Source organism: Balneolaceae bacterium, from assembly GCA_034521445.1.
In the GTDB taxonomy this organism is placed as follows: domain Bacteria; phylum Bacteroidota; class Rhodothermia; order Balneolales; family Balneolaceae; genus JAXHMM01.
In genome coordinates, this window is record JAXHMM010000006.1 from 706,660 (window position 1) to 725,025 (window position 18,366).

The 18,366-nt window shown below is 51.6% G+C and carries 24 protein-coding genes; 7 read left to right on the plus strand and 17 right to left on the minus strand.

Going from position 1 to position 18,366, the window contains the following annotated elements:
- Positions 1-21: 21 nt before the first annotated feature.
- The 4 genes from U5K31_10665 to U5K31_10680 form a co-directional block, all read right to left on the minus strand.
- Complete coding sequence (locus tag U5K31_10665) at positions 22-312, minus strand: type II toxin-antitoxin system RelE/ParE family toxin (GenBank protein MDZ7773181.1); 291 nt, start codon at positions 310-312, stop codon at positions 22-24.
- Positions 309-542 (minus strand): addiction module protein, encoded by a 234-nt coding sequence (locus U5K31_10670; GenBank protein MDZ7773182.1) that lies wholly within the window; start codon positions 540-542, stop codon positions 309-311. The genes U5K31_10665 and U5K31_10670 overlap by 4 nt, the downstream gene beginning before the upstream one ends.
- Positions 543-740: 198 nt before the next feature.
- The gene (locus tag U5K31_10675) at positions 741-1,043 is read right to left on the minus strand and encodes a type II toxin-antitoxin system RelE/ParE family toxin (protein ID MDZ7773183.1); all 303 of its coding nucleotides are present in this window, start codon (positions 1,041-1,043) and stop codon (positions 741-743) included.
- Positions 1,040-1,228 (minus strand): hypothetical protein, encoded by a 189-nt coding sequence (locus U5K31_10680; GenBank protein ID MDZ7773184.1) that lies wholly within the window; start codon positions 1,226-1,228, stop codon positions 1,040-1,042. Before U5K31_10680 ends, U5K31_10675 begins: the two co-directional genes overlap by 4 nt.
- Before the next feature lie 626 nt (positions 1,229-1,854).
- Between U5K31_10680 and U5K31_10685 the strand changes: the two genes are divergently transcribed.
- Positions 1,855-2,181, plus strand: coding sequence for a helix-turn-helix transcriptional regulator (locus U5K31_10685; GenBank protein ID MDZ7773185.1), 327 nt, complete (start codon positions 1,855-1,857; stop codon positions 2,179-2,181).
- Between the two features lie 442 nt (positions 2,182-2,623).
- Here the strand turns inward: U5K31_10685 and U5K31_10690 are convergent, their stop codons facing one another.
- Together U5K31_10690 and U5K31_10695 are read right to left on the minus strand one after the other, a co-directional pair.
- Positions 2,624-2,863, minus strand: a complete 240-nt coding sequence (locus U5K31_10690; protein ID MDZ7773186.1) for a hypothetical protein — start codon at positions 2,861-2,863, stop codon at positions 2,624-2,626.
- A 253-nt stretch (positions 2,864-3,116) separates the two neighbouring features.
- The gene (locus U5K31_10695) at positions 3,117-3,485 is read right to left on the minus strand and encodes a cupin domain-containing protein (GenBank protein MDZ7773187.1); all 369 of its coding nucleotides are present in this window, start codon (positions 3,483-3,485) and stop codon (positions 3,117-3,119) included.
- Positions 3,486-3,676: 191 nt separating this feature from the next.
- Between U5K31_10695 and U5K31_10700 the strand changes: the two genes are divergently transcribed.
- The gene (locus U5K31_10700; protein ID MDZ7773188.1) at positions 3,677-4,069 is read left to right on the plus strand and encodes a type II toxin-antitoxin system VapC family toxin; all 393 of its coding nucleotides are present in this window, start codon (positions 3,677-3,679) and stop codon (positions 4,067-4,069) included.
- Positions 4,070-4,418: 349 nt separating this feature from the next.
- Here the strand turns inward: U5K31_10700 and U5K31_10705 are convergent, their stop codons facing one another.
- The 6 genes from U5K31_10705 to U5K31_10730 form a co-directional block, all read right to left on the minus strand.
- Positions 4,419-4,817 carry a DUF86 domain-containing protein gene (locus tag U5K31_10705; protein ID MDZ7773189.1) on the minus strand — a complete coding sequence of 133 codons (399 nt, stop codon included), beginning with the start codon at positions 4,815-4,817 and terminating at the stop codon, positions 4,419-4,421.
- A complete protein-coding gene (locus tag U5K31_10710; protein ID MDZ7773190.1) occupies positions 4,814-5,104 on the minus strand; it encodes a nucleotidyltransferase family protein in 291 nt (96 codons plus the stop codon). The genes U5K31_10705 and U5K31_10710 overlap by 4 nt, the downstream gene beginning before the upstream one ends.
- Positions 5,105-5,306: 202 nt before the next feature.
- On the minus strand, positions 5,307-5,708 hold the full coding sequence (locus U5K31_10715) for a type II toxin-antitoxin system VapC family toxin (protein ID MDZ7773191.1): 402 nt from the start codon (positions 5,706-5,708) through the stop codon (positions 5,307-5,309).
- Between the two features lie 9 nt (positions 5,709-5,717).
- Entirely contained in the window at positions 5,718-5,954 is a 237-nt protein-coding gene (locus U5K31_10720) for a DUF2281 domain-containing protein (protein ID MDZ7773192.1), read from the minus strand.
- A 182-nt stretch (positions 5,955-6,136) separates the two neighbouring features.
- Positions 6,137-6,376, minus strand: a complete 240-nt coding sequence (locus U5K31_10725) for a toxin-antitoxin system HicB family antitoxin (protein ID MDZ7773193.1) — start codon at positions 6,374-6,376, stop codon at positions 6,137-6,139.
- Positions 6,373-6,801 (minus strand): putative toxin-antitoxin system toxin component, PIN family, encoded by a 429-nt coding sequence (locus U5K31_10730; GenBank protein MDZ7773194.1) that lies wholly within the window; start codon positions 6,799-6,801, stop codon positions 6,373-6,375. The genes U5K31_10725 and U5K31_10730 overlap by 4 nt, the downstream gene beginning before the upstream one ends.
- 255 nt (positions 6,802-7,056) lie before the next feature.
- Between U5K31_10730 and U5K31_10735 the strand changes: the two genes are divergently transcribed.
- The 3 genes from U5K31_10735 to U5K31_10745 all read left to right on the plus strand — a co-directional run bounded on the left by U5K31_10735 (position 7,057) and on the right by U5K31_10745 (position 9,706).
- The gene (locus U5K31_10735) at positions 7,057-7,902 is read left to right on the plus strand and encodes a carboxypeptidase-like regulatory domain-containing protein (GenBank protein ID MDZ7773195.1); all 846 of its coding nucleotides are present in this window, start codon (positions 7,057-7,059) and stop codon (positions 7,900-7,902) included.
- Positions 7,903-8,131: 229 nt separating this feature from the next.
- The gene (locus U5K31_10740) at positions 8,132-9,094 is read left to right on the plus strand and encodes an integron integrase (protein MDZ7773196.1); all 963 of its coding nucleotides are present in this window, start codon (positions 8,132-8,134) and stop codon (positions 9,092-9,094) included.
- A 156-nt stretch (positions 9,095-9,250) separates the two neighbouring features.
- Positions 9,251-9,706: a hypothetical protein gene (locus U5K31_10745; GenBank protein ID MDZ7773197.1), complete on the plus strand. Its 456-nt coding sequence runs from the start codon at positions 9,251-9,253 to the stop codon at positions 9,704-9,706.
- Between the two features lie 77 nt (positions 9,707-9,783).
- On the opposite strand, the gene U5K31_10750 is transcribed toward U5K31_10745, so the two are convergent.
- The 3 genes from U5K31_10750 to U5K31_10760 all read right to left on the minus strand — a co-directional run bounded on the left by U5K31_10750 (position 9,784) and on the right by U5K31_10760 (position 13,358).
- On the minus strand, positions 9,784-10,785 hold the full coding sequence (locus U5K31_10750; GenBank protein MDZ7773198.1) for a 4-hydroxyproline epimerase: 1,002 nt from the start codon (positions 10,783-10,785) through the stop codon (positions 9,784-9,786).
- 10 nt (positions 10,786-10,795) lie between these two features.
- The gene (locus tag U5K31_10755) at positions 10,796-12,346 is read right to left on the minus strand and encodes an aldehyde dehydrogenase (NADP(+)) (protein ID MDZ7773199.1); all 1,551 of its coding nucleotides are present in this window, start codon (positions 12,344-12,346) and stop codon (positions 10,796-10,798) included.
- Positions 12,347-12,449: 103 nt separating this feature from the next.
- Complete coding sequence (locus U5K31_10760) at positions 12,450-13,358, minus strand: dihydrodipicolinate synthase family protein (GenBank protein MDZ7773200.1); 909 nt, start codon at positions 13,356-13,358, stop codon at positions 12,450-12,452.
- Between the two features lie 135 nt (positions 13,359-13,493).
- On the opposite strand from U5K31_10760, the gene U5K31_10765 reads away from it, so the two are divergent.
- Entirely contained in the window at positions 13,494-14,600 is a 1,107-nt protein-coding gene (locus U5K31_10765; protein ID MDZ7773201.1) for a calcium/sodium antiporter, read from the plus strand.
- A gap of 28 nt (positions 14,601-14,628) precedes the next feature.
- Here U5K31_10765 and U5K31_10770 read toward each other — a convergent pair whose 3' ends face one another.
- Together U5K31_10770 and U5K31_10775 are read right to left on the minus strand one after the other, a co-directional pair.
- Positions 14,629-14,955 (minus strand): hypothetical protein, encoded by a 327-nt coding sequence (locus U5K31_10770; protein ID MDZ7773202.1) that lies wholly within the window; start codon positions 14,953-14,955, stop codon positions 14,629-14,631.
- Positions 14,956-14,957: 2 nt separating this feature from the next.
- Complete coding sequence (locus tag U5K31_10775; GenBank protein MDZ7773203.1) at positions 14,958-16,718, minus strand: M1 family metallopeptidase; 1,761 nt, start codon at positions 16,716-16,718, stop codon at positions 14,958-14,960.
- Positions 16,719-17,225: 507 nt separating this feature from the next.
- Here U5K31_10775 and U5K31_10780 point away from each other — a divergent pair.
- Positions 17,226-18,362, plus strand: a complete 1,137-nt coding sequence (locus U5K31_10780; GenBank protein MDZ7773204.1) for a 6-bladed beta-propeller — start codon at positions 17,226-17,228, stop codon at positions 18,360-18,362.
- Positions 18,363-18,366: the final 4 nt, after the last annotated feature.

Sequence of the window (18,366 nt, forward strand, 5' to 3'; positions counted from 1 at the left end):
GATGGTTATACCCCAGGAGACTTATGTACGAGGTTTCCAATAACCCGGCTTTTGTCTCAAATCCATGATGGCAAATATTTTAATTAGATCATCCTCTACTGAGTAAATAACACCATATGGAAATCGGGAAACTAAAAACCTTCGTTCGGATGGCGTTATCTTGGTTCCTGATGATGGATGCTGTTCAATCACGTCAAACACTTTCTCTACCTCATTGATAAAGGCATCCCCAAGGCCAACTACTTGCTCTTCGTAATAATCAGCAGCTTTAAAAAATTCTTTTCTGGCTTCCGAATGAAATTTTATTATCACTTTTGAATACGTTTTCTCGCTTCATCTAAAACCTCTGAAGCAGAGTGCAAGGAAGCTTCTCCGGATTCCAGCGTTTTTTTTCTCTTTTGTACTTCCTGAATCCAGGCTTGCTCGACATCGGGATCAATATCGCCATGGATGCTCTTCAAGAGTAGATCAGCCAGACGTGCTTTATCCCTCCTATCCAAATTCAGAGCAGATTTTTCAATCTCTTTTATGTCAGTAATCATAGAATTGGAATTTAATTCTTTTAAATCTAAGTATTACGAAAGAGAACCGGAAGGACAAGGCAATTATTGTGGTGGGTATAACGACGCTGCAAATAACCTGCGGGAGACTACAGTTCTAATTTAACAGACATTCCGGGAACCGCAAGCAAGCCGGTCTTGAATGGACCCGGCCCCGTCAGGTTAATTTGCTTGTTATGCTCACATCTTTTCAGGCTCAATGGGCATCTCACGTGAGGTATGTAGTACACTTAAAATCTCGATAGTGTTTTCATCTTCCTTGATCAAATGGATGATGCGATAGGGTGGGTACAATATTTGCCTTATTGTTTCATCGGCATATTCAGGGACTTTCACTCCTTTTCGGGGATTCCGTGAAAGGCTTTCAGCCCGTTCAATGATTTGATCAATGGTGCGATGGGCGTAGAGAAGAGAATCAGTTGCTATGTAACTGTAGATCTGATCGAGTTGCTTTTCGGCCCTCTCGGTCCAGAGGATTCTCATGTAGCGATTTTAAATTTCCTTTTTATCTCTTCATGAGATACGATTCTCCCTTCCTCAGAATCTTTTAAACCCTTCTCAATGGACTGCCGAACGTAAATTTTGTACATCAAGTCTTCCCACTCAGCATCCTCGGGCAGATCTTCTAGCAAATCTTGGACTTCCTTTCTGAGTTTAGCTTTATCCATAATTGTGTGACTTTAGGTAGAATCTATAGCTAGTATCGTAAGCTATTGGAAGAAATACAACGAATAGGTATGGATTTGATTTCATAACCCCGGGAAGTGGGTATAACGACGCTGCAAATACCCTGCGTGGTGATTCAATCCTCAATTTAACAGTCAGAACTGGAACTACAAGGGCAGGAAATATGGGAGGGATTCTACCACATCAGGTTAATTTGCTTGTTAGCCACCCGTACATCTGAATTACTTGTTTATAAATGTCATTTATGACATATTAATATTTGTCACAAGATGATAAACCGTTGGTTTGGCTCCATGGGGAGGTAAAGACGCCTCCGTTCTCCAAGGACGCTCGACTTCGTGCTGGTTTTCTGCTTAGAAAACTCCAACGAGGAGAAACAATCGAAATGCCGGATTCCCGGCCCATGCCAGCATTGATAATGGATGCCATGAAATTCGGATTAATGATCTAAACAAACGTGGCGGATTATGTACTATATCGATGCGGACGCCATTCTCATTTTAGAGGTCTTTGCTAAGAAATCACAAAAGACTCCCAAGCAGGTCATTAAAATGTGCAAGAAACGGCTGGCTCGCTACTGTCAGATATCATAGAATCGAGGTCACTTATGGGTAAGAAACAGTGGAAAAAACTGGAAAAGCTTGGATACCGGGTAGGAAATAATGGAGACTTCTTGAATCTCACCCCTGAGGAGGAGGCCTACATAGAAATTCGACTGGAGATCAGTAGTCTGGTTAAGGCTCGTAGAACCCAAAAAGGGTGGACGCAAGAGGACCTGGCTGAGGCGATGGAATCCAGCCAATCCAGGGTTGCAAAGATGGAGGCGGGTGATCCCAGCACTTCATTGGATCTGATGATCAAAGCACTTCTTAAGCTGGGAGTTTCCAAACAGGAGATCGGAAAATTACTGGAAGGAAACTTGGAGACCGCCTAGCGATTAAACGATGGGAATATGGGGACCTAACGTTGCTGCAAGTAACCTGCGGGGGGCTACAGTCTTAATTTAACAGACAATCCGGGAACCGCAAGAAACCCAGCTTTGAAAGGGCACGGCCCCGTCAGGTTAATTTTCTGGTTAGCACGACTGAGCCTTCAGTACTACAGATTTAACCTTTCCGGGTCCTGTCGGCTGTCCCAAAGATGGAGAATGTGAATAGTATTCTCGGTATTTCTGTAGAATATCTGATAGTCGTCTTTCACAAATACCCGGGCATCAATCTCTTCTCTATAACGGCCAAGGATCGGATGGCGAGCAAGCAACTGGATGGTATTGCGGAAGATCTCGTCTAATTTTTCTGAATATCTTTTCGTCCCCAGACGCCTATACCAGTAATCTAATATCTGAATTCGGTCGGCCGTAGCTTGCGGTGACCAAATTATTCGTTTAGCCATTTCTTGACGAGTTCATCTGCTTGTTCATTGGAAAGGTAATCACCCTGTTCGATACTATTTTTAGCTTCCTCAATTCGATTTATTTGATGGGAGGATAGGGTGATTTTTCGAGCTTTGTACTTCCTGTCAAGAAGCTCTTTGACGGTTTGCAGGTAGGCCTCGTCGTCAATATTCTCTATACTCTCGTGAAGTAGTTCTTTCAGCTCTTTGGTGTCGGCACTCATTATTTTCAGGGTTAGTGGTTAGATCCTATTCCATTATAACTAAGTGGACGCACAAATTATATAGCAATATGGAGATCTTTATAGGTCCTGCTCAGCGTGCTAACGACATTGCGCATAAGGTGCAGGCACCAACGTATTGAAATTGTTTACAAATGAAAGGTTAATCAATAAATGGGAGGCGGGCAAGAATAGGCGAGGCCTGTTACTTTAATGCGCTGGTTATACCGTAAACCTTATTGAGTTACTTTTAAATCTAAATGTAAACATCATTTTTAGCAGTACGCTCGGTTTTACCTTTTTCTCCTGTATTTATGACGCCCTTGGGTTCAATCAACAATAATTTCGCCTCATTTTCAGCGAAAGGTTTGTGCTCAACGCCTTTAGGGACAACAAACATTTCGCCCTTTTCCAAGTTTACAGATCCATCTCGGAAATCAATGCGTAGATCGCCTTCTAATAGAATGAATGTTTCATCCGTATCCTCATGGCTATGCCAAATGAAATCTCCTTCTACTTTTGCAAGTTTAAATTGGTAGTCATTCATTTCGGCAATGACTTTAGGGGTCCATTGCTCGTCAAATAGGTCAAATTTTTCCTCGAAATTCAAGGCTTCATATTTCATAATGTATCTTCTTTGTTTGCGGTATAACGGTCTGGCAAATAACCTGCATGGATACTAAGATTGTAATTTAACAGACTAAACGGGAACTGCAAGAGAGGGCCAAGGAGGCTGATCCCCGTCAGGTTAATTTGCATGGTTAGCCCCACCTATAAAAAAAGAATATCTTAGTTGTACAATTGTTATATTAAGGTATGGATATCACGATCGACACATCAGCATTGTTGGCCGTACTTTTAAACGAGAAGCACAAAAATGCCATCATCGAAGCTACGGAAGGACATGATCTTCTGGCTCCCAGCAGTCTGGATGCGGAGGTAGGGAACGCCCTGTCTGCGATGTTCAAAAGAAACCGATTAACACTGGAACAGGCGATGCAAGTAATCAGTCAATTTGAGTCGATTCCCATTCGCAGAACCAAGCTGCGGTTGCCGGAAGCGCTCAAAATGGCTAATTCGCATGGAATTTATGCATATGATGCCTATGTATTGGATTGTGCTCAACAATACCGGTCGCCACTGATAAGTTTAGATAGACAATTAGTAGAGATCGGCCGAGAAATAGAATTGAATGTAATTGAGGTTTAAAGATGAAAGTATATACATATTCTCAGGCTCGTCAAAAGCTGGCTAAACTATTGGATGATGCTCGCCAGGAGGGGGAGGTACAAATCAAAAGGCGAGATGGACAGACGTTTGTGATTAAACCGATAAAGTACACGGACTCTCCGTTGGATATTGAGGGCGTGAATTCTGGATTAGATATTGAAGACCTCAACCAAGCAGTGCGGGAAAGTAGGGAGAGAACATAGTAGGGCTAACGTGTGGAGCATAACCTGTGTGGGGATTCGGTACCGACTGAAGTTCAGGATATTAATCTGACAGGAACACTTTGAAAAGCAGTCCCACATCAGGTTCATACGCTTGTTAGCGCAAGTTACTCTTCAGAATCGTCGGCGACTGGTGAATTCTCTTCCTCTTTTTTCGCCTTCTCAACTTCAATAGCTTTTTCTAAATCCTGAATGTTATCTGGCATCTGCTTGGAGATGATTTTCCAGATATTTTCATAATCGATGCCAAAGTATTTATGAGCGATCAGATTTCGTAGCCCATACATTTTCTTCCAAGGGATACGGGGATAACTACCCGAAATATCTTCCGGGATATTGTTTGCGGCCTCTCCAATTATTTCAAGATTTCGGACGACTGCGTCCGTCCGTAAATCACTCTCCTTGAACTGCTCGTAGGATAAATCTTCGGTATACTTTTCAATGCGCCGCATAGACTCAAGCATATCCTCCAAGTAGAAAAGGAAGTCGCGATCCTTGGCAGTCATACGAAAATAGTCTGACTCAGAATTTTGTCCTTGAGTTGTTCCTTCAACGCATTGCGGGTTACCAAATCAATAGGATGATTCAATTCGGTCTCAAGGAAGTCCTTTAGGTCGATTAAATCCCACCCCAAAGGTTCCTGGAGGTCAACTAGAATATCAATATCACTGGTGTCAGTTTGTTTCCCTTTCGCGTAGGAACCGAATACACCAATCTCTTTGACCTTATACTTATGGGCGAGCACAGGTTTTAATTCTTGAAGTTGCCGTTCTATATCAGAGACTGCTTGCATACATATTTGATCTGATGTGTATACTGATGCAGTTTACTTAAAAGAAAAAGCTCTCACAACTTTCAACAGAGAGTACGGGTATTTGCGCTAACGTTGCGGCGTTTAAGCTGCATGGGGATTTTCAGCGATGGTAATGCCTGTTCACTACCAATCTGTGGGATATCCCCGGTAAAAGCAGGGCCACGACAGCTTGAAACGCTTGTTATACTCCTTCTAGTGGGTATTCCAGAAGCTCTAAATCAGGAAGGAATTTGTAGTGCTTCTGATTTTTACTGATCAATTTGATGCTTTTATACTGGGCTGTGCTGGCAATCAACATATCATTGATCTCGACACCGTGCTTGGATCGGTACTTTTTCATCCAGTCGTAGGCTTTTTCTGAAATCGGGCTTGTGATATGCAGGAGCGTGAAATCCTTAATCATCTCCTCGATTTTGTTCAGCTCCTTCTTGCTACGGCAGCCGGCGCATAGCTCCATGGCAACTATGACACTTATGGCAATCGTGTATTCATTCTCGAGATACGCCATTGTGTCCACGGCTTCGGTTTTGTCTCTCCCGAAATCAATAAGTATATCTGTATCAACCAAGACTTGCTCTTTCATGAGCAACGATTAATTGGCCCAACGGCTTTTCCGGATATTGCGGACCCACCGGGTGCTATCTTGCATATCCTCTCGATCCTTCCACATCCCACGGAAGGAGCTCTCAAGAATGGATGTATCTGAGGATGCGGGCTCTTTTTCTCCTTGGAGATACTTCTGGGATAGGAACTCCACGAAGTCCGCCGCTTCTTTTTGGGCTTCAGAGGGAAGCTTTTTGAGTTGTTCTATGAGCTCTTTTTCAGACATATTTTAATGTAGCTATTCTCTGTGTTATCTGAAAACGGGTACGAGAGGAAAAGGAGTATAACGTCTGGAGCATAACCTGCGCAGTGATTGGAAAGCCTACCGCAGATTCCAAAATCTAATCTGACCGATTATTCCTGGAAAGGCAAGGCTGCGATAGGTTCATGCTCTGGTTAGCCTGCCCGTTAATCGAGACGGTCGTACTCCTCAGGTTCGGTGTCTGGAACCTGTTCCAGGATTTTGTTGAAAGCGTCTCGATCAGCTCGCTCGGCTCGTTCCTTTAAATAGTCGACCGTCAGTAGGGCAGACATTTTTTCTGATACAGCCAGTGTAATCAACTGATTCATGGAGACCCCTTCTTTCTCGGCAAGTTCTTTCAGTTTTTTATGCAGGGAGTCGGGGAGTCTTACACTTAGCGTACTCATGGGAGTTTACCTATGATTTGGAGGAATTCTTTGGCATCGGCCACGGCAATATCAAATCGATGTATACCTCGGAAGTCTCGTTTGTTGTATGTGATGATGTAATCGCATTGAGCTTTGACAGCCAGTTCCAAAATCATGTCATCCTCAGGATCTCCGATGATGGGCCGCCATAGGAAAAATACCTCATGCAGATTACCCACCTTGCACAGATAATCCAGTAATTGATTAATCCGGGAAGTGGAAATGGTTAACATGTCCTGCTTTCCTTTGAGAACATCCTCGTATTCAATAACGAGGGGAACAGATAAATTTATTTCGAACTTTCCGGAGTTGATCAAGGAAAGTAATTTGTAGGACGCGCCTCGCTTAGAACGAAGTGCTGCATACAGAATATTTGTATCCAGGACAATCTGTGGGCGCTCCATAATGGTATTATATGCAATACCAAATTTAAGTGCAATAGCTAGGCAGGGATAGGCAGGCTAACGACATGGCGCATAACCTGCAGGCGCCGGAGTGTCGAATTGATGGTAAAATGAAAGAGTAACTAATAAATGGAAGGGAGGCAAGAATAGGCGAGGCCTGTCAGAGTTAATGCGCGGGGTTAGGTACACGTACCTTTTGGGGATGAAAGTAATTACTATTGTAACATGTAAATTGAGTGTTCGTAATGTTTACTTATGAAATATTATCTGCCACTACTATTTTTACTAATCATACCAGTTTTCTGCTTCGGACAGTCTAAGTTGATTGTTGAAGGCATTATCTTAGATGCCGAAAGTGATAAGGCCATACCTTATGCCCACGTAGGTATACAGGCTGAACATGTGGGAACTGCTTCAATCCAAGATGGGACTTTTACGCTGGAATTAGATCAGAAGTATAGAGACGACACACTGCAAGTTTCTGCCATTGGTTATCAAACGGAAAAGTATCTGCTCTCATCGGTTTTAGAATCAAATTCCCCACTCAGGCTTCAGCCGAAAACCTATCAAATGAAAGAAATTACTGTCACTGATAATCGACCAGAAACCAAATGGATTGGCAAAAAAGTACGCCCAATATTGGGAAGTGGAGCTCGTGGTTTAGCTCGAGGAGGGGATAGAATTGGGGCTGCTTTTGCATTTCGAGTTAACTGGAATCGATTCTTGCCGTTAAAATTACTCCATGCCAGGATGTTCTTGAAAAGAAATAAAAATGATTCCCTGAAAATGCGATGCAGTATTGCTGCTGTTGATTCATCCTCCAAAAGGCCTGGAAGAAACTTGATACCGCAAGCCGTAATAACTACTTCGACCAAAGATAAAGGATGGATCACCTGTGATTTTAACAAGCATGACATATATATAGAACAGAAACATTTTTATGTCATTTTTGAGTGGCTGACAAATAAAAATCATGTTTATGCTCCTATGTATGCGACAGGTGCATTTTTTAATTCCACCGGATATATGCGAAGCCATGCCATGGGGAAGTGGAAAGAAGCCCCCAGTGGTCTAATTTATAGTTTGAAAGTGCAATATTGAAGTGTGCCTAACATAGTCTTACACCCAGTAACGTAGCTGATAATGGCATATCAAGCAACTGGTATGCCTGTCGGGGAGCTCTGGGTTAGGGTGCTGGGCATGGGCGTTGATGTAATATCTTGATATAACATCTTGACGTAACTACCGGTGTTTATGTAAGAGGCGTTGTAAGGAGTGGGGTGGACGGGTGTCTCATATCTGGGTATACTGCTAATGCTATGCTGATGAAATGGGACGTTCCAAGTTTCTTGATTCTATTCGTAATGAACTCAGGCGGCAGAATTACAGCTGGCGGACGGTAAATGCGTATGTGGGGTGGGCCAGGCGCCTGGTACGCTATTGCGGCTATAAGCATCCGAGGAATATTTCGCCCGAAGAAATCGCTTCTTTTCTGAATTACCTGGCTGTTCAGCGCCAGGTGGCCGCCTCTACCCAGAATCAGGCCTTATGTGCACTGGTCTTTCTTTACCGGGAAGTGCTGGATCATGAATTGCCTCTTCTTGAGAACTTGAAGCGTGCTAAAAAGCCCAGAAGGCTTCCCGTAGTGTTGACGCGGGAGGAGGTGAAATTAATTCTTTGCAACCTTGATGGCATCCCCAAACTGGTCGCGCAACTGCTGTACGGCTCGGGCCTTCGTATTTCGGAAGCGCTTCGCCTGCGGGTGCAGGACGTTGATTTGAGTTACCGGCAAATTACGGTACGCAGCGGCAAGGGGGACAGGGACCGGCACACGGTTTTGCCGGCGGCCGTGGTTCCCGCGTTGAAGCAGGCGCTTGCGCGGCGGAAGGTGTTGCATGATCGAGACACGAGGAGGGGATGCGGCCGGGTAGTGCTTCCGAAGGCGCTGGCGCGGAAGTATCCGGGGGAGGATACCCGGTTTCGCTGGCAATATCTTTTCCCGTCTCGCCGGGTGGCGAAGGACGCGCAGACGGGCATCCTTCACCGGTATCACCTATCCGATTCGTTTATACAGCGCGCGGTGAAAGAGGCGGTTGATCGTAGCGGCATCGCCAAGCGGGCTTCGTGCCATACCTTTCGTCACTCCTTTGCCACGCACCTGCTGCAGGACGGATACGACATTCGCACGGTGCAGGAGCTTTTGGGGCATAACAACGTAAAGACCACTATGGTCTATACCCATGTGCTGAACAAGGGCGGTCGAGGAGTCAACAGTCCGGTGGATAATCTATAGGTGCATGTTACGGCCGGTCAGGATTGGGAACATCCGATGGAAGAATATCCCGGAATTCGCCTTGCGGGTCTCATATAAACTTGCGGGTTTCGTTTAAATAGGGGATACTGAGCGAGTTTCTATTCACAAATCGCAAGAGAAATCGACTATCGCCCCATGGAGATCTTTACGACACGTGCGTTTGAAATTTTTAACCTCGCCTTCCTCCGATCATTGCTGATGGCCGTGCTGACCTTCGGCATGCTGGCCTTGGCCGGATGCGATTCGCCCACCTCCTCGGAAGACGGAGCTACTGAGACACGCACCTTCGACCTTATCCTGTCCAGCGACAACTCGACCAAGGTAGGCGAAATCACCACCTCGGAAATTACGGAGGAGAGCGACGCCTACATCGACGAGGGCTTTTTCATCACGATCACGCTCAGCAGTACTGACTTCAATCCGCCCTTTGGCGTCGACCTGACCGAAGCCGGGGGTATTTGCGGCACATGGGACGTGCAGCCGGATGAGAAGGCGGAGATGCCTTGCGATTACGAGCAGTTCCTGGACGCTCCGGATCGCCTCATCGTCTCGGCCAACAACGGCGACGGGGAGGAGGCCTACGCCGAATAGAGGAGATCGCCAACCTATCACATCCCATCCGGCTGTGGCAACGCGGCCGGATTTTTTATGTCATCGGATCAGTGTGATTAGATCACCTGGAAGCCGTGGGCGTAGGGATCGTCTTCGTCGATAAGAATGGTATTGTAGCCGGTGATGCGGGCCCATCCCTCGATGCTGGGAATAACGGCGTCGTAGTCGCCCACTTTGGCGGTGCGTTCCACGCGGCCGGTGAAGCGGCTGCCGATGATGCTTTCGTGGACGAAGGGCTCGCCGGTCTCCAGGTCGCCGCGGGCGTGCCACTGGGCGAGGCGGGCGGAGGTGCCGGTGCCGCAGGGCGAGCGGTCGATGGCCTTGTCGCCGTAGAATACCGCATTGCGGGCGGTGGACCCGGCATCGAGCGGCTCACCGGTCCACATGATGTGGCTCAGTCCGTGAATGTGCTCGTCCTCGGGATGTACAAATTCATGCGCCTCGTTGAGGCGATCGCGCAGGGTGCGGCTCCAGCGGATGAGCTGCCCGGCCTGGAACTCCTGCAGGCCGGGAAAGTGCTCCTGCGGGTCCACGATAGCGTAGAAATTCCCCCCGTAGGCCACGTCCACCGTCAGCTCGCCCAGGTCGGGGCATTGTACCCGGAGGCCGGTGGTGTATACAAAGCTGGCCACATTGGTGAGCTTCACCGAGGTGACCCTGTCCTCCTCCATCGTGTACTGCGCGGTGACCTCCCCGGCGGGTACTTCCAGGCGCACGGTGCCGGGCTCGGCCGGTTCGACCAGCCCCTCCTCCAGCATGAAGGTGACGGTCCCGATGGTGCCGTGGCCGCACATGGGGAGGCAGCCGCTGGTCTCGATGAAGAGGATGCCGGTGTCGTTGGCGGGATCGGCCGGGGGATAGAGAAAGCTGCCGGACATCATATCGTGACCCCTGGGCTCGAACATAAGACCCGTGCGGATCCAGTCGTAGTCGCGCATGAAGTGCCGGCGCTTTTCGGCCATGGTGTCACCCTCCAGCCGGGGGGCGCCGCCGGCCACCAGGCGGACGGGATTGCCACAGGTGTGCCCGTCAATGCAGAAAAATCGTTTTTGGGACATAGGGGTGAATTTAGTCCGTTCCGTACTCCCCGTCCACCATGCGGCGGATGCCCAGGGGGTTGCCGTCCTTCAGCTCATCGGGCAGCAGCTCCCGGGGGGCGTCCTGCCAGCAGAGGGGACGCGCGAAGCGCTCGATGGCGCGGGTGCCCACGGAGGTGAACTTGACGTCAAGGGTAGCTGGGAAGGGTCCCCCGTGGTGCATGGCGTCGCAGACCCGCACGCCGGTGGGCACCGCGTTGAAGATCACCCGTCCGGCGATCTCACGGGCGGCCTGGATGAGCTCCCGGTTGCCGGTAAAATCGTCATCGGTGCCCATGAAGGAGACGGTGAGCTGTCCCTTTAGGGCGCGGACCACCTCCAGGCGCTGAGCTTCGTCCTCGCATGCCACCACCAGGGTGAAGGGACCGAATACCTCCTCCTGAAGCTCGGGATTGGCCAGGAAATCACCAGCCGATACGCCGGCCATCGCCCCGGCGCCCAGGTTGCCGGATTCCTGCCCGTTGCGACTCACCAGCGTCTGCACGCCCTTTTGTGCCAGCAGTCCAGCCCTCTTCTCGCGATAGTTTTTGGCGATGCCCTCGTTGAGCATGCATCCCGCCTCGGCGCCCTTCAGCTTGTCGGCCAATGCCTGTTTGAAGGCTTCCAGGTCGTCGCCGGCCATGCCGACGATTACGCCGGGATTGGTGCAGAACTGTCCCACGCCGAGGGTGACCGAGCCGGCCAGCTCGTCGGCCAGCCCGTAGGTGTCTTCCGCCAGTTTTTCTTCCAGCAGAAAGAGCGGGTTCACGCTGCCCATCTCGGCGTAGACCGGTATGGGCTCGTCGCGCCGGGAGGCCAGATCGAAGATGGCCTTGCCTCCGCTGTAGGAGCCAGTGAAGCCCACTGCTTTCAGCAGGGGATGCTCGACCAGCAGCGCTCCTGTTTTGCGCGCGCCGTTCAGCGAGCTGAACACCCCGTCGGGCATGTCGCAGTCACGGGCGGCCTTTTGGACCGCGCGGGCCGCCAGCTCGTTGGTGCCGGGGTGGGACTCATGCGATTTCACGACCACGGGACAGCCGGCCGCCAGGGCGGAGGCGGTGTCGCCGCCCGCCGTGGAGAAGGCCAGCGGAAAGTTGCTCGCCCCGAAAACCGCTACGGGTCCCATAGCCACCTTCATGGAGCGCACGTCGGGATCGCCCGTGTCGATGCGGGCGTCGCACCAGGAGCCGTCACGCGCCAGGTCGGCGAACATGCGGAGCTGGCCGGTGGTGCGTCCCCGCTCGCCCTCCAGGCGGCCGCGGGTAAGCCCCGATTCCTGCATGGCCCGTTCGATGAGGGTATCGCCCAGCGCCTCGATCTCGTCGGCGATGGCTTCCAGGAATTCGGCGCGCTCGGCCCCGCTCGTCAGCCGGTACTTCTGGAAGGCCTCGTCGGCTTTGGCAAGGGCGGCATCGATGGCCTCCTGATCGGCCCGGTGAAACTTCCCTGGGAGGGTCTCCCCGCTGGAGGGGTCCTTGCGCGTAAAGGTGTCGGCAACGTTCTCGGCGGTGTCGTATCCGATGATATTCAGTCCTTCGATCATGGTGGTATACTTGCTTGGCTTGAAAATTTCGGGTGTGTCGGCCTCGCCGTAGCCTGTTGCGAATCCGTGGCCCGCGGCCGGGTACCGTTCTGGTCAGGCGGCCTCAGTTAAAATCCGGCAGCTCGGGCCGGTTTTCGATGGCCTCTTCTATAATACCTACAACACGTTTCCGCTCCTTACCGATCAGCGGCAGGCGCGGGGGACGCACGTGCTCGGAGCCGATGCCTTCGGCCTGCTGCGCCAGTTTGATATTCTGCACCAGCTGGGGCGTGATGTCCAGTTCCAGCAGGGGCATGAACCAGCGGTAGATTTCCACGGCCTCCTGCCGGCGCCCGCGCTGCACCAGCTCGTAGATGGCGACCGTCTCCCGCGGGAAGGCGTCCACCAGCCCGGCTACCCAGCCGTCGGCGCCCATCAGCAGGCTCTCCAGGGCGAGGGTGTCCACCCCGCAGAGAATCTTGATGCGGTCGCCGAAGCGGTTCTTCATGCGGGTCACATTCGACAGGTCGCGGGTGGACTCCTTCACGGCCTGGATGTTGTCGTGCTCGATCAGCTCCCCGAACATATCGAGGGTCACCTCGATGCCGTAGTCCACCGGGTTGTTGTAGACCAGGATGGGCAGGTCGGTGGAGGCCGCGATCTCGTCGAACCAGGCGACCACCTCCCGGTCGGTGGCCTTGTATTTCATGGGAGGCAGGACCATAAGTCCGTCCATGTCGCGCTCCCCGGCGGCTTCGGCCAGGGCGACGGCGTTGGCGGTGGTCGACTCCGCCAGGTTGATGATAATAGGAAAATCATCGGGCGCATCCTTTTTGGCGGCCTCTGCCAGGCGGAATTTTTCTTCGTTGGTGATGGTGCTCGCCTCCCCCAGGGAGCCCCCGATGATCAGTCCGTGTACGCCCCCGTCGATCTGCGCGCGCACGCTCTTGCGGAAGAGCGGCAGGTCGAGGTCGTGCTCTTCGGTGAACGGGGTGGTGATGGCGGGGTAGATGCCCTCCCAGGAGACGGTCATGGCGATGTGGTCTTAGCGTTGGAGGAGTTTTGATGCACCGAACGATACAGGGACAGAGTCGAAACGTCAAATGGAAATGGACGGAGAGGCGGTATTGTTCATGAGGTCTGTTATCTTCGGGAAAACCGAGTAATTATGATCTCCCTCATTTTCTTTTTCGTGGCCGGACTGGCCCTGCTTTTTTTCGGGGCCAACTTGCTGGTGGACTCCTCCTCGGGCATGGCCCGGCGCGCGGGCATCCCCGCCGTGGTGGTAGGGGCTACGGTGGTGGCCTTCGCCACCAGCGCCCCCGAGATCGCCGTCAGCCTTGAGGCCGCCATGGGCGGGAACTCAGGACTGGCCCTGGGCAACGTGCTGGGCAGCAACATCGCTAACATCCTTTTTATCCTGGGGGTGAGCGCGCTGGTGCTGCCCCTGCGCATCCGCCTGAGCCTGATCCGTGTGGACATCCCGGTGATGATCGGCGTCTCCCTGCTGGTCTACCTGCTGGCCCTCGACGGGGTTCTGGGCGCCGGCGACGGGGCGGTATTGCTGGCGCTCTTCCTGGGATTTCTGGCGCTTCAGGTGCGCCAGGCGCGGTCCGTGACGGGGGAGGCAGACGCCGAAGGCGAAACTGCCGCCGACCCCGTTCCGGGGATCCCCGGAACCGGTCCCTCCGGCGCGCAGGCTTCCCTCCTCCGCCAGGCGCTGCTTTTTGTCGTGGGACTGGCCATGCTGGTGCTGGGCGCCACCTGGCTGGTGGACAGTTCGGTGAGCGCGGCGCGTATGGTAGGGCTGAGCGACCTGGTTATTGGACTCACCGTCGTGGCGCTGGGCACCTCCCTGCCGGAGGCGGCCACCTCGGTGGCGGCGGCCTGGAAGGGCGAGCCCGACCTGACGGTAGGCAATGTGGTGGGCAGCAACATTTTCAACTTGCTTCTGGTGCTGGGGCTTGCGGCGCTGCTGGACGGCGGGGGACTGCAGGTCTCGCCGGGCGCGCTGGCACTGGACCTTCCCTTCGTGATTGCCGTGAGTATCGTCTGCCTCCCCTTCATGATCGAGGGAGAGCAGCTGGACCGGTGGGAGGGGGGCGCTTTCCTGGCTTTTTACCTGGCCTACACTCTCTACCTGGTGCTGGACGCCACCCAGCACGAGTACCTGCCGCTCTTCAACAACATCATGCTGGTTTTTGTACTTCCGCTGACCCTGGCGGGCCTGCTGGTGACGGGCTGGCGTATCTGGAAGGAGCGGGACCTCCGATAGCGGGAATGATATGCCAGGCTGTACGGCGTCAGTAGCTGATATCGGCCATCACCTCGTAATGGGAGGCGTGGGAGTCCCAGCGCTTGAGCACCTTCCGCGCTTTCTCGGGCACGTAGGCGCGGCGGTAGTCCTCCCCCTGGAAGGCGATGACATTTTCCAGCGAATCGAAGGCCATAATGGTGATGAACTCCACCTCGCCGGTGCGGGAGGTCCTGCGGCGCAGCACCTCCATGCCGCGGTAGCCCGGGATGTTTTTATCGCGGATGCCCGGGATAATCTCCTCAAGAAGCAGGGACTGGTAGGCGTCGGCGTTTTCGGGGGTGGTCCAGCCGTGCCAGATGCGTCGGAGTGCCATGATCAGTCCTCCTCCTCACAGGAGCAAACCATGGTCGCCTCGCCCGCCTCCGCGGCGGCGGCCACTTCCTCCGGTCCGAGCTCAGCATCCGGTGGAGCGTGCTGAAGCCGCACATACCAGTTGCGGTCCATCTCGAACTGCCCGGGTTCCTCCAGGTCGGTGGGGATGGAGCGCCATTCACCGGTGGTGGGCTGCACCCGGCAGAAGCCCGCCTGGCAGAAGCGCATGCGGACCGGCATGTTGAAGCCCTCCACGTCGGCCTTCCAGCGGTAGTAGAGCCGCCCGCCGTCCAGGTAGTACTGCAGGGTGGGAATGTCGGTGTGGCGCAGATACTGGTCGAAGATCGGCTCCAGGTCCACCGCCGTACGCTCGTCTATGTAGCTTTCCACCTGACCAGTGGTGACGGTCCGGTGGCGGAACTCCTCCTGCAGGCCCCGCAGGGTCGACTTCCAGAGCGAGTCGTCGTCCACCAGCTGGCGGATCATGTGCAGCATGTTGCCGCCCTTGTAGTACATGTCGCTGGAGCCCTTGTCATTCACCCCGTATGTGCCGATGATGGGCTCGTTGTTAAGGATACGTGATCGGGTGCCCACTACGTAGTCGGCCCCGGCGTTCTCCCCCCAGCGGCATCCCACATAGAGGTTTTCGGCATAGTTGGCGAAGCTCTCGTGAATCCACATGTCGGCGATGTCTCTGGAGGTCACGCTATTGCCCCACCACTCGTGGGCGGCCTCGTGGATGATGATAAAGTCGAATTTCATGCCCAAGCCCGTGCCCGACAGGTCGGTGCCGTTGTAGCCCATCTGGTAGTCGTTGCCGTAGGCGATGGCGCTCTGGTGCTCCATGCCCAGGTGGGGCGTCTCCACCATCTTGAAACCGTCTTCGTAAAAGGGATAAGGCCCGAACCACTCCTCGAAGCAGCTCATCATGGGCTTAACCTCCTGAAACTGCGATTTGGCCTTCTCCAGGTTGTAGTCCAGCACCCAGTAGCTAAGGTCGAGGGTGTCCCGCGCGCCGGCCCAGGTGTCGGTAAAGTTCACGTAGTTTCCCGCGTTCACCGCCACGTTGTAGTTGTTGATGGGGTTTTCCACCTTCCAGGTCCACGTCGTAGTGTAGTCCTCGTTCTGCTGCTTGCCGGTCAGCCGTCCGTTGGAGACGTTGATCAGCGGCTGGGGCACAGTGATGCTGATGCGCATGCTGTCGGGCTCGGCGGACTGATGGTCCTTGGTGGGCCACCAGGCGCTGGCGCCCAGGCCCTGGTTGGCGGTGGCGATCCAGGGACGCGCCTGCTCGTCGCGGGCCCAGATAAAGCCGCCCTCCCACGGCGGGTTGGGAGCAATGCGGGGCGCGCCCTGGTAGTAGACGGTCACCGTGTGAAGATCACCCACCTGCAGGTCCTGCGGCATCTGCACAAAGAAGGCGCTGCCCTGGCGGTTGTAGGCCAGCGGCTCCCCGTCCTGGGTGATGCGGTCGACCTGCAGGGGCTCCTGCAGGTCGATCTGCATGGCGCGCACCGTGTCGGCCACCCGGTAGGTGATACGGTTGAAACCCGTGATCAGGGTGTCGTAAGGCTGCACATTCACATTCAGATCGTAGTGCACCACCTCCCACCAGGCGCGCTGCGGAGTGATGCTGCCGCGCAGGGTGTCGGCGCGGGTAAAAGTCTGCTGCTCCTGGGCGTGGGCGATGCCGGGGGCGAGCACGAGGCCGGCAGTCAGTAACAGCAAGGCCAGCAGGAGGGGGGTGAAACTCTTATGCTTCATGAGAGATAATTATCAGATTTGCCTTCCTATCGAAGGTAAGAAAATTTGCGGGAGGATTGAGTCAGGTACGAAATGATTTACGGAGGTTTCCTACTACAATTTTCTTTTTGTTGAGTCACTAAACATATATCTGACTTTAAAAGTATGTTGGCAAATAGACAGAGAAAAATATTGACAGGTTAGATCATATTATTTGTAGTAATACTAAGGAGGCAGGTTTAGTCTCCATAATGTTAACTAAACTCATGAGGGTGTATTATGAAACGCATACTTATCGTATTTTTTATTATAATTTCCTTTTCAATCGTGATGCCTTTGAGTATCACAGCAGGGGAAACCTGTGAGGGGGATTTGTTAGAATGTTATGATTTGAATCCGTATGATGAGGACACACAATTTGATCAGTGGCTCGCTTTTCGTCAAGGGTGCCATGCATCATATATAATATGTGTTGAAGAGAATTGAGCAATTCTCGAGGCTCCAATAATTTTAAGACGACCCAATTACATGGGTCGTCTTATTAATTATGTAATTATCATTTATATGCGTTTTGTAGCTCCCATCCTATTTGTTGCACTACTTTGTCTGTCTTGTTCGAATAATACTGGATCCAATCCAGGCGATTATCGACAATTTATTTCTAAACTTCCCACCATCAAGATTGATCATAAATTACAACTTACCGAATCTGATCTTGAGGCATATAGTCCAATGCAAGTTGAATTTTATGATCAGGAAATGGCATTGGTATTAGCCAGTGAACCATGGACAATACTATTGATAGATGAAGAGGGGCAAGTAATTGACCGTATCCATAATATTGGACGAGGCCCGGGAGAGTACACTCAGATTAATCAAATGCATGTTGGATTCAATAAAAGTGTATATTTATTCGATGCAAGATTAAGGAAAATTTTGGTCTATTCAGTAAATGAAGGCCAGTTTAGTCTTGAAGAAGAACGTGCACTTCAACCATATGACTCTTATAGCTTTAGTGAATTTTACAATACTCCTTCAGGCAATATTGGGTTGTTTAAGGATCTGTCGCAATCACAAACCAGAGAAATTTCCGAGTATTTCGCATTTTCATTGGGGGCTGATCTTCAAATGGAAGATAGCTTGTTTAAGGTGCCGGGGAATGAATTATATACCTATCAAGATCTGAAGGTTGACAAGCCGTTTGGCTACGAAACGGAATGGGACCTTGAAGAAAACACTTTTTACTATTCGTATTCTGACAGGATATCTGTTTCAGCCAGACAATTAAACCAGATTGATGAAATACATAAATTCGTTCCTGAAATCCCGCGTCCCCATAAGACAGACAAAAGAATATCATTCAAACTGAAACGTCTCGAGGTTGAAAATCTTCCTGATATTGAGAAAGTGATACGAGAAGGCAACTACTTCCCTCATTTCAGGGATTTTGTGGTAGGGCCTTCAAACTATTTCTTTACCCTTTATGAGGAAAGTCCAGATCATGGTACACTTTTGGCTATTGATCGAAACTCGAATGAAATGAGGAAGATAGTAGTCCCCTCATTATTTCGCATATATGATGTGAGTGCCAATAAAATTTTCGGTATTGATCATACTGACAATGCTAATGAAGTGATGATAATGACGCTTGCAGAAGCATCTTAGATAG

Coding starts and splice junctions, on each gene's coding strand:
- U5K31_10670 (MDZ7773182.1), bottom strand. CDS start 542: ATGATTACTGACATAAAAGAGATTGAAAAATCTGCTCTGAATTTGGAT.
- U5K31_10675 (MDZ7773183.1), bottom strand. CDS start 1,043: ATGAGAATCCTCTGGACCGAGAGGGCCGAAAAGCAACTCGATCAGATC.
- U5K31_10680 (MDZ7773184.1), bottom strand. CDS start 1,228: ATGGATAAAGCTAAACTCAGAAAGGAAGTCCAAGATTTGCTAGAAGAT.
- U5K31_10685 (MDZ7773185.1), top strand. CDS start 1,855: ATGGGTAAGAAACAGTGGAAAAAACTGGAAAAGCTTGGATACCGGGTA.
- U5K31_10690 (MDZ7773186.1), bottom strand. CDS start 2,863: ATGAGTGCCGACACCAAAGAGCTGAAAGAACTACTTCACGAGAGTATA.
- U5K31_10695 (MDZ7773187.1), bottom strand. CDS start 3,485: ATGAAATATGAAGCCTTGAATTTCGAGGAAAAATTTGACCTATTTGAC.
- U5K31_10700 (MDZ7773188.1), top strand. CDS start 3,677: ATGGATATCACGATCGACACATCAGCATTGTTGGCCGTACTTTTAAAC.
- U5K31_10705 (MDZ7773189.1), bottom strand. CDS start 4,817: ATGACTGCCAAGGATCGCGACTTCCTTTTCTACTTGGAGGATATGCTT.
- U5K31_10710 (MDZ7773190.1), bottom strand. CDS start 5,104: ATGCAAGCAGTCTCTGATATAGAACGGCAACTTCAAGAATTAAAACCT.
- U5K31_10715 (MDZ7773191.1), bottom strand. CDS start 5,708: ATGAAAGAGCAAGTCTTGGTTGATACAGATATACTTATTGATTTCGGG.
- U5K31_10720 (MDZ7773192.1), bottom strand. CDS start 5,954: ATGTCTGAAAAAGAGCTCATAGAACAACTCAAAAAGCTTCCCTCTGAA.
- U5K31_10725 (MDZ7773193.1), bottom strand. CDS start 6,376: ATGAGTACGCTAAGTGTAAGACTCCCCGACTCCCTGCATAAAAAACTG.
- U5K31_10730 (MDZ7773194.1), bottom strand. CDS start 6,801: ATGGAGCGCCCACAGATTGTCCTGGATACAAATATTCTGTATGCAGCA.
- U5K31_10735 (MDZ7773195.1), top strand. CDS start 7,057: ATGAAATATTATCTGCCACTACTATTTTTACTAATCATACCAGTTTTC.
- U5K31_10740 (MDZ7773196.1), top strand. CDS start 8,132: ATGGGACGTTCCAAGTTTCTTGATTCTATTCGTAATGAACTCAGGCGG.
- U5K31_10745 (MDZ7773197.1), top strand. CDS start 9,251: ATGGAGATCTTTACGACACGTGCGTTTGAAATTTTTAACCTCGCCTTC.
- U5K31_10750 (MDZ7773198.1), bottom strand. CDS start 10,785: ATGTCCCAAAAACGATTTTTCTGCATTGACGGGCACACCTGTGGCAAT.
- U5K31_10755 (MDZ7773199.1), bottom strand. CDS start 12,346: ATGATCGAAGGACTGAATATCATCGGATACGACACCGCCGAGAACGTT.
- U5K31_10760 (MDZ7773200.1), bottom strand. CDS start 13,358: ATGACCGTCTCCTGGGAGGGCATCTACCCCGCCATCACCACCCCGTTC.
- U5K31_10765 (MDZ7773201.1), top strand. CDS start 13,494: ATGATCTCCCTCATTTTCTTTTTCGTGGCCGGACTGGCCCTGCTTTTT.
- U5K31_10770 (MDZ7773202.1), bottom strand. CDS start 14,955: ATGGCACTCCGACGCATCTGGCACGGCTGGACCACCCCCGAAAACGCC.
- U5K31_10775 (MDZ7773203.1), bottom strand. CDS start 16,718: ATGAAGCATAAGAGTTTCACCCCCCTCCTGCTGGCCTTGCTGTTACTG.
- U5K31_10780 (MDZ7773204.1), top strand. CDS start 17,226: ATGGGTCGTCTTATTAATTATGTAATTATCATTTATATGCGTTTTGTA.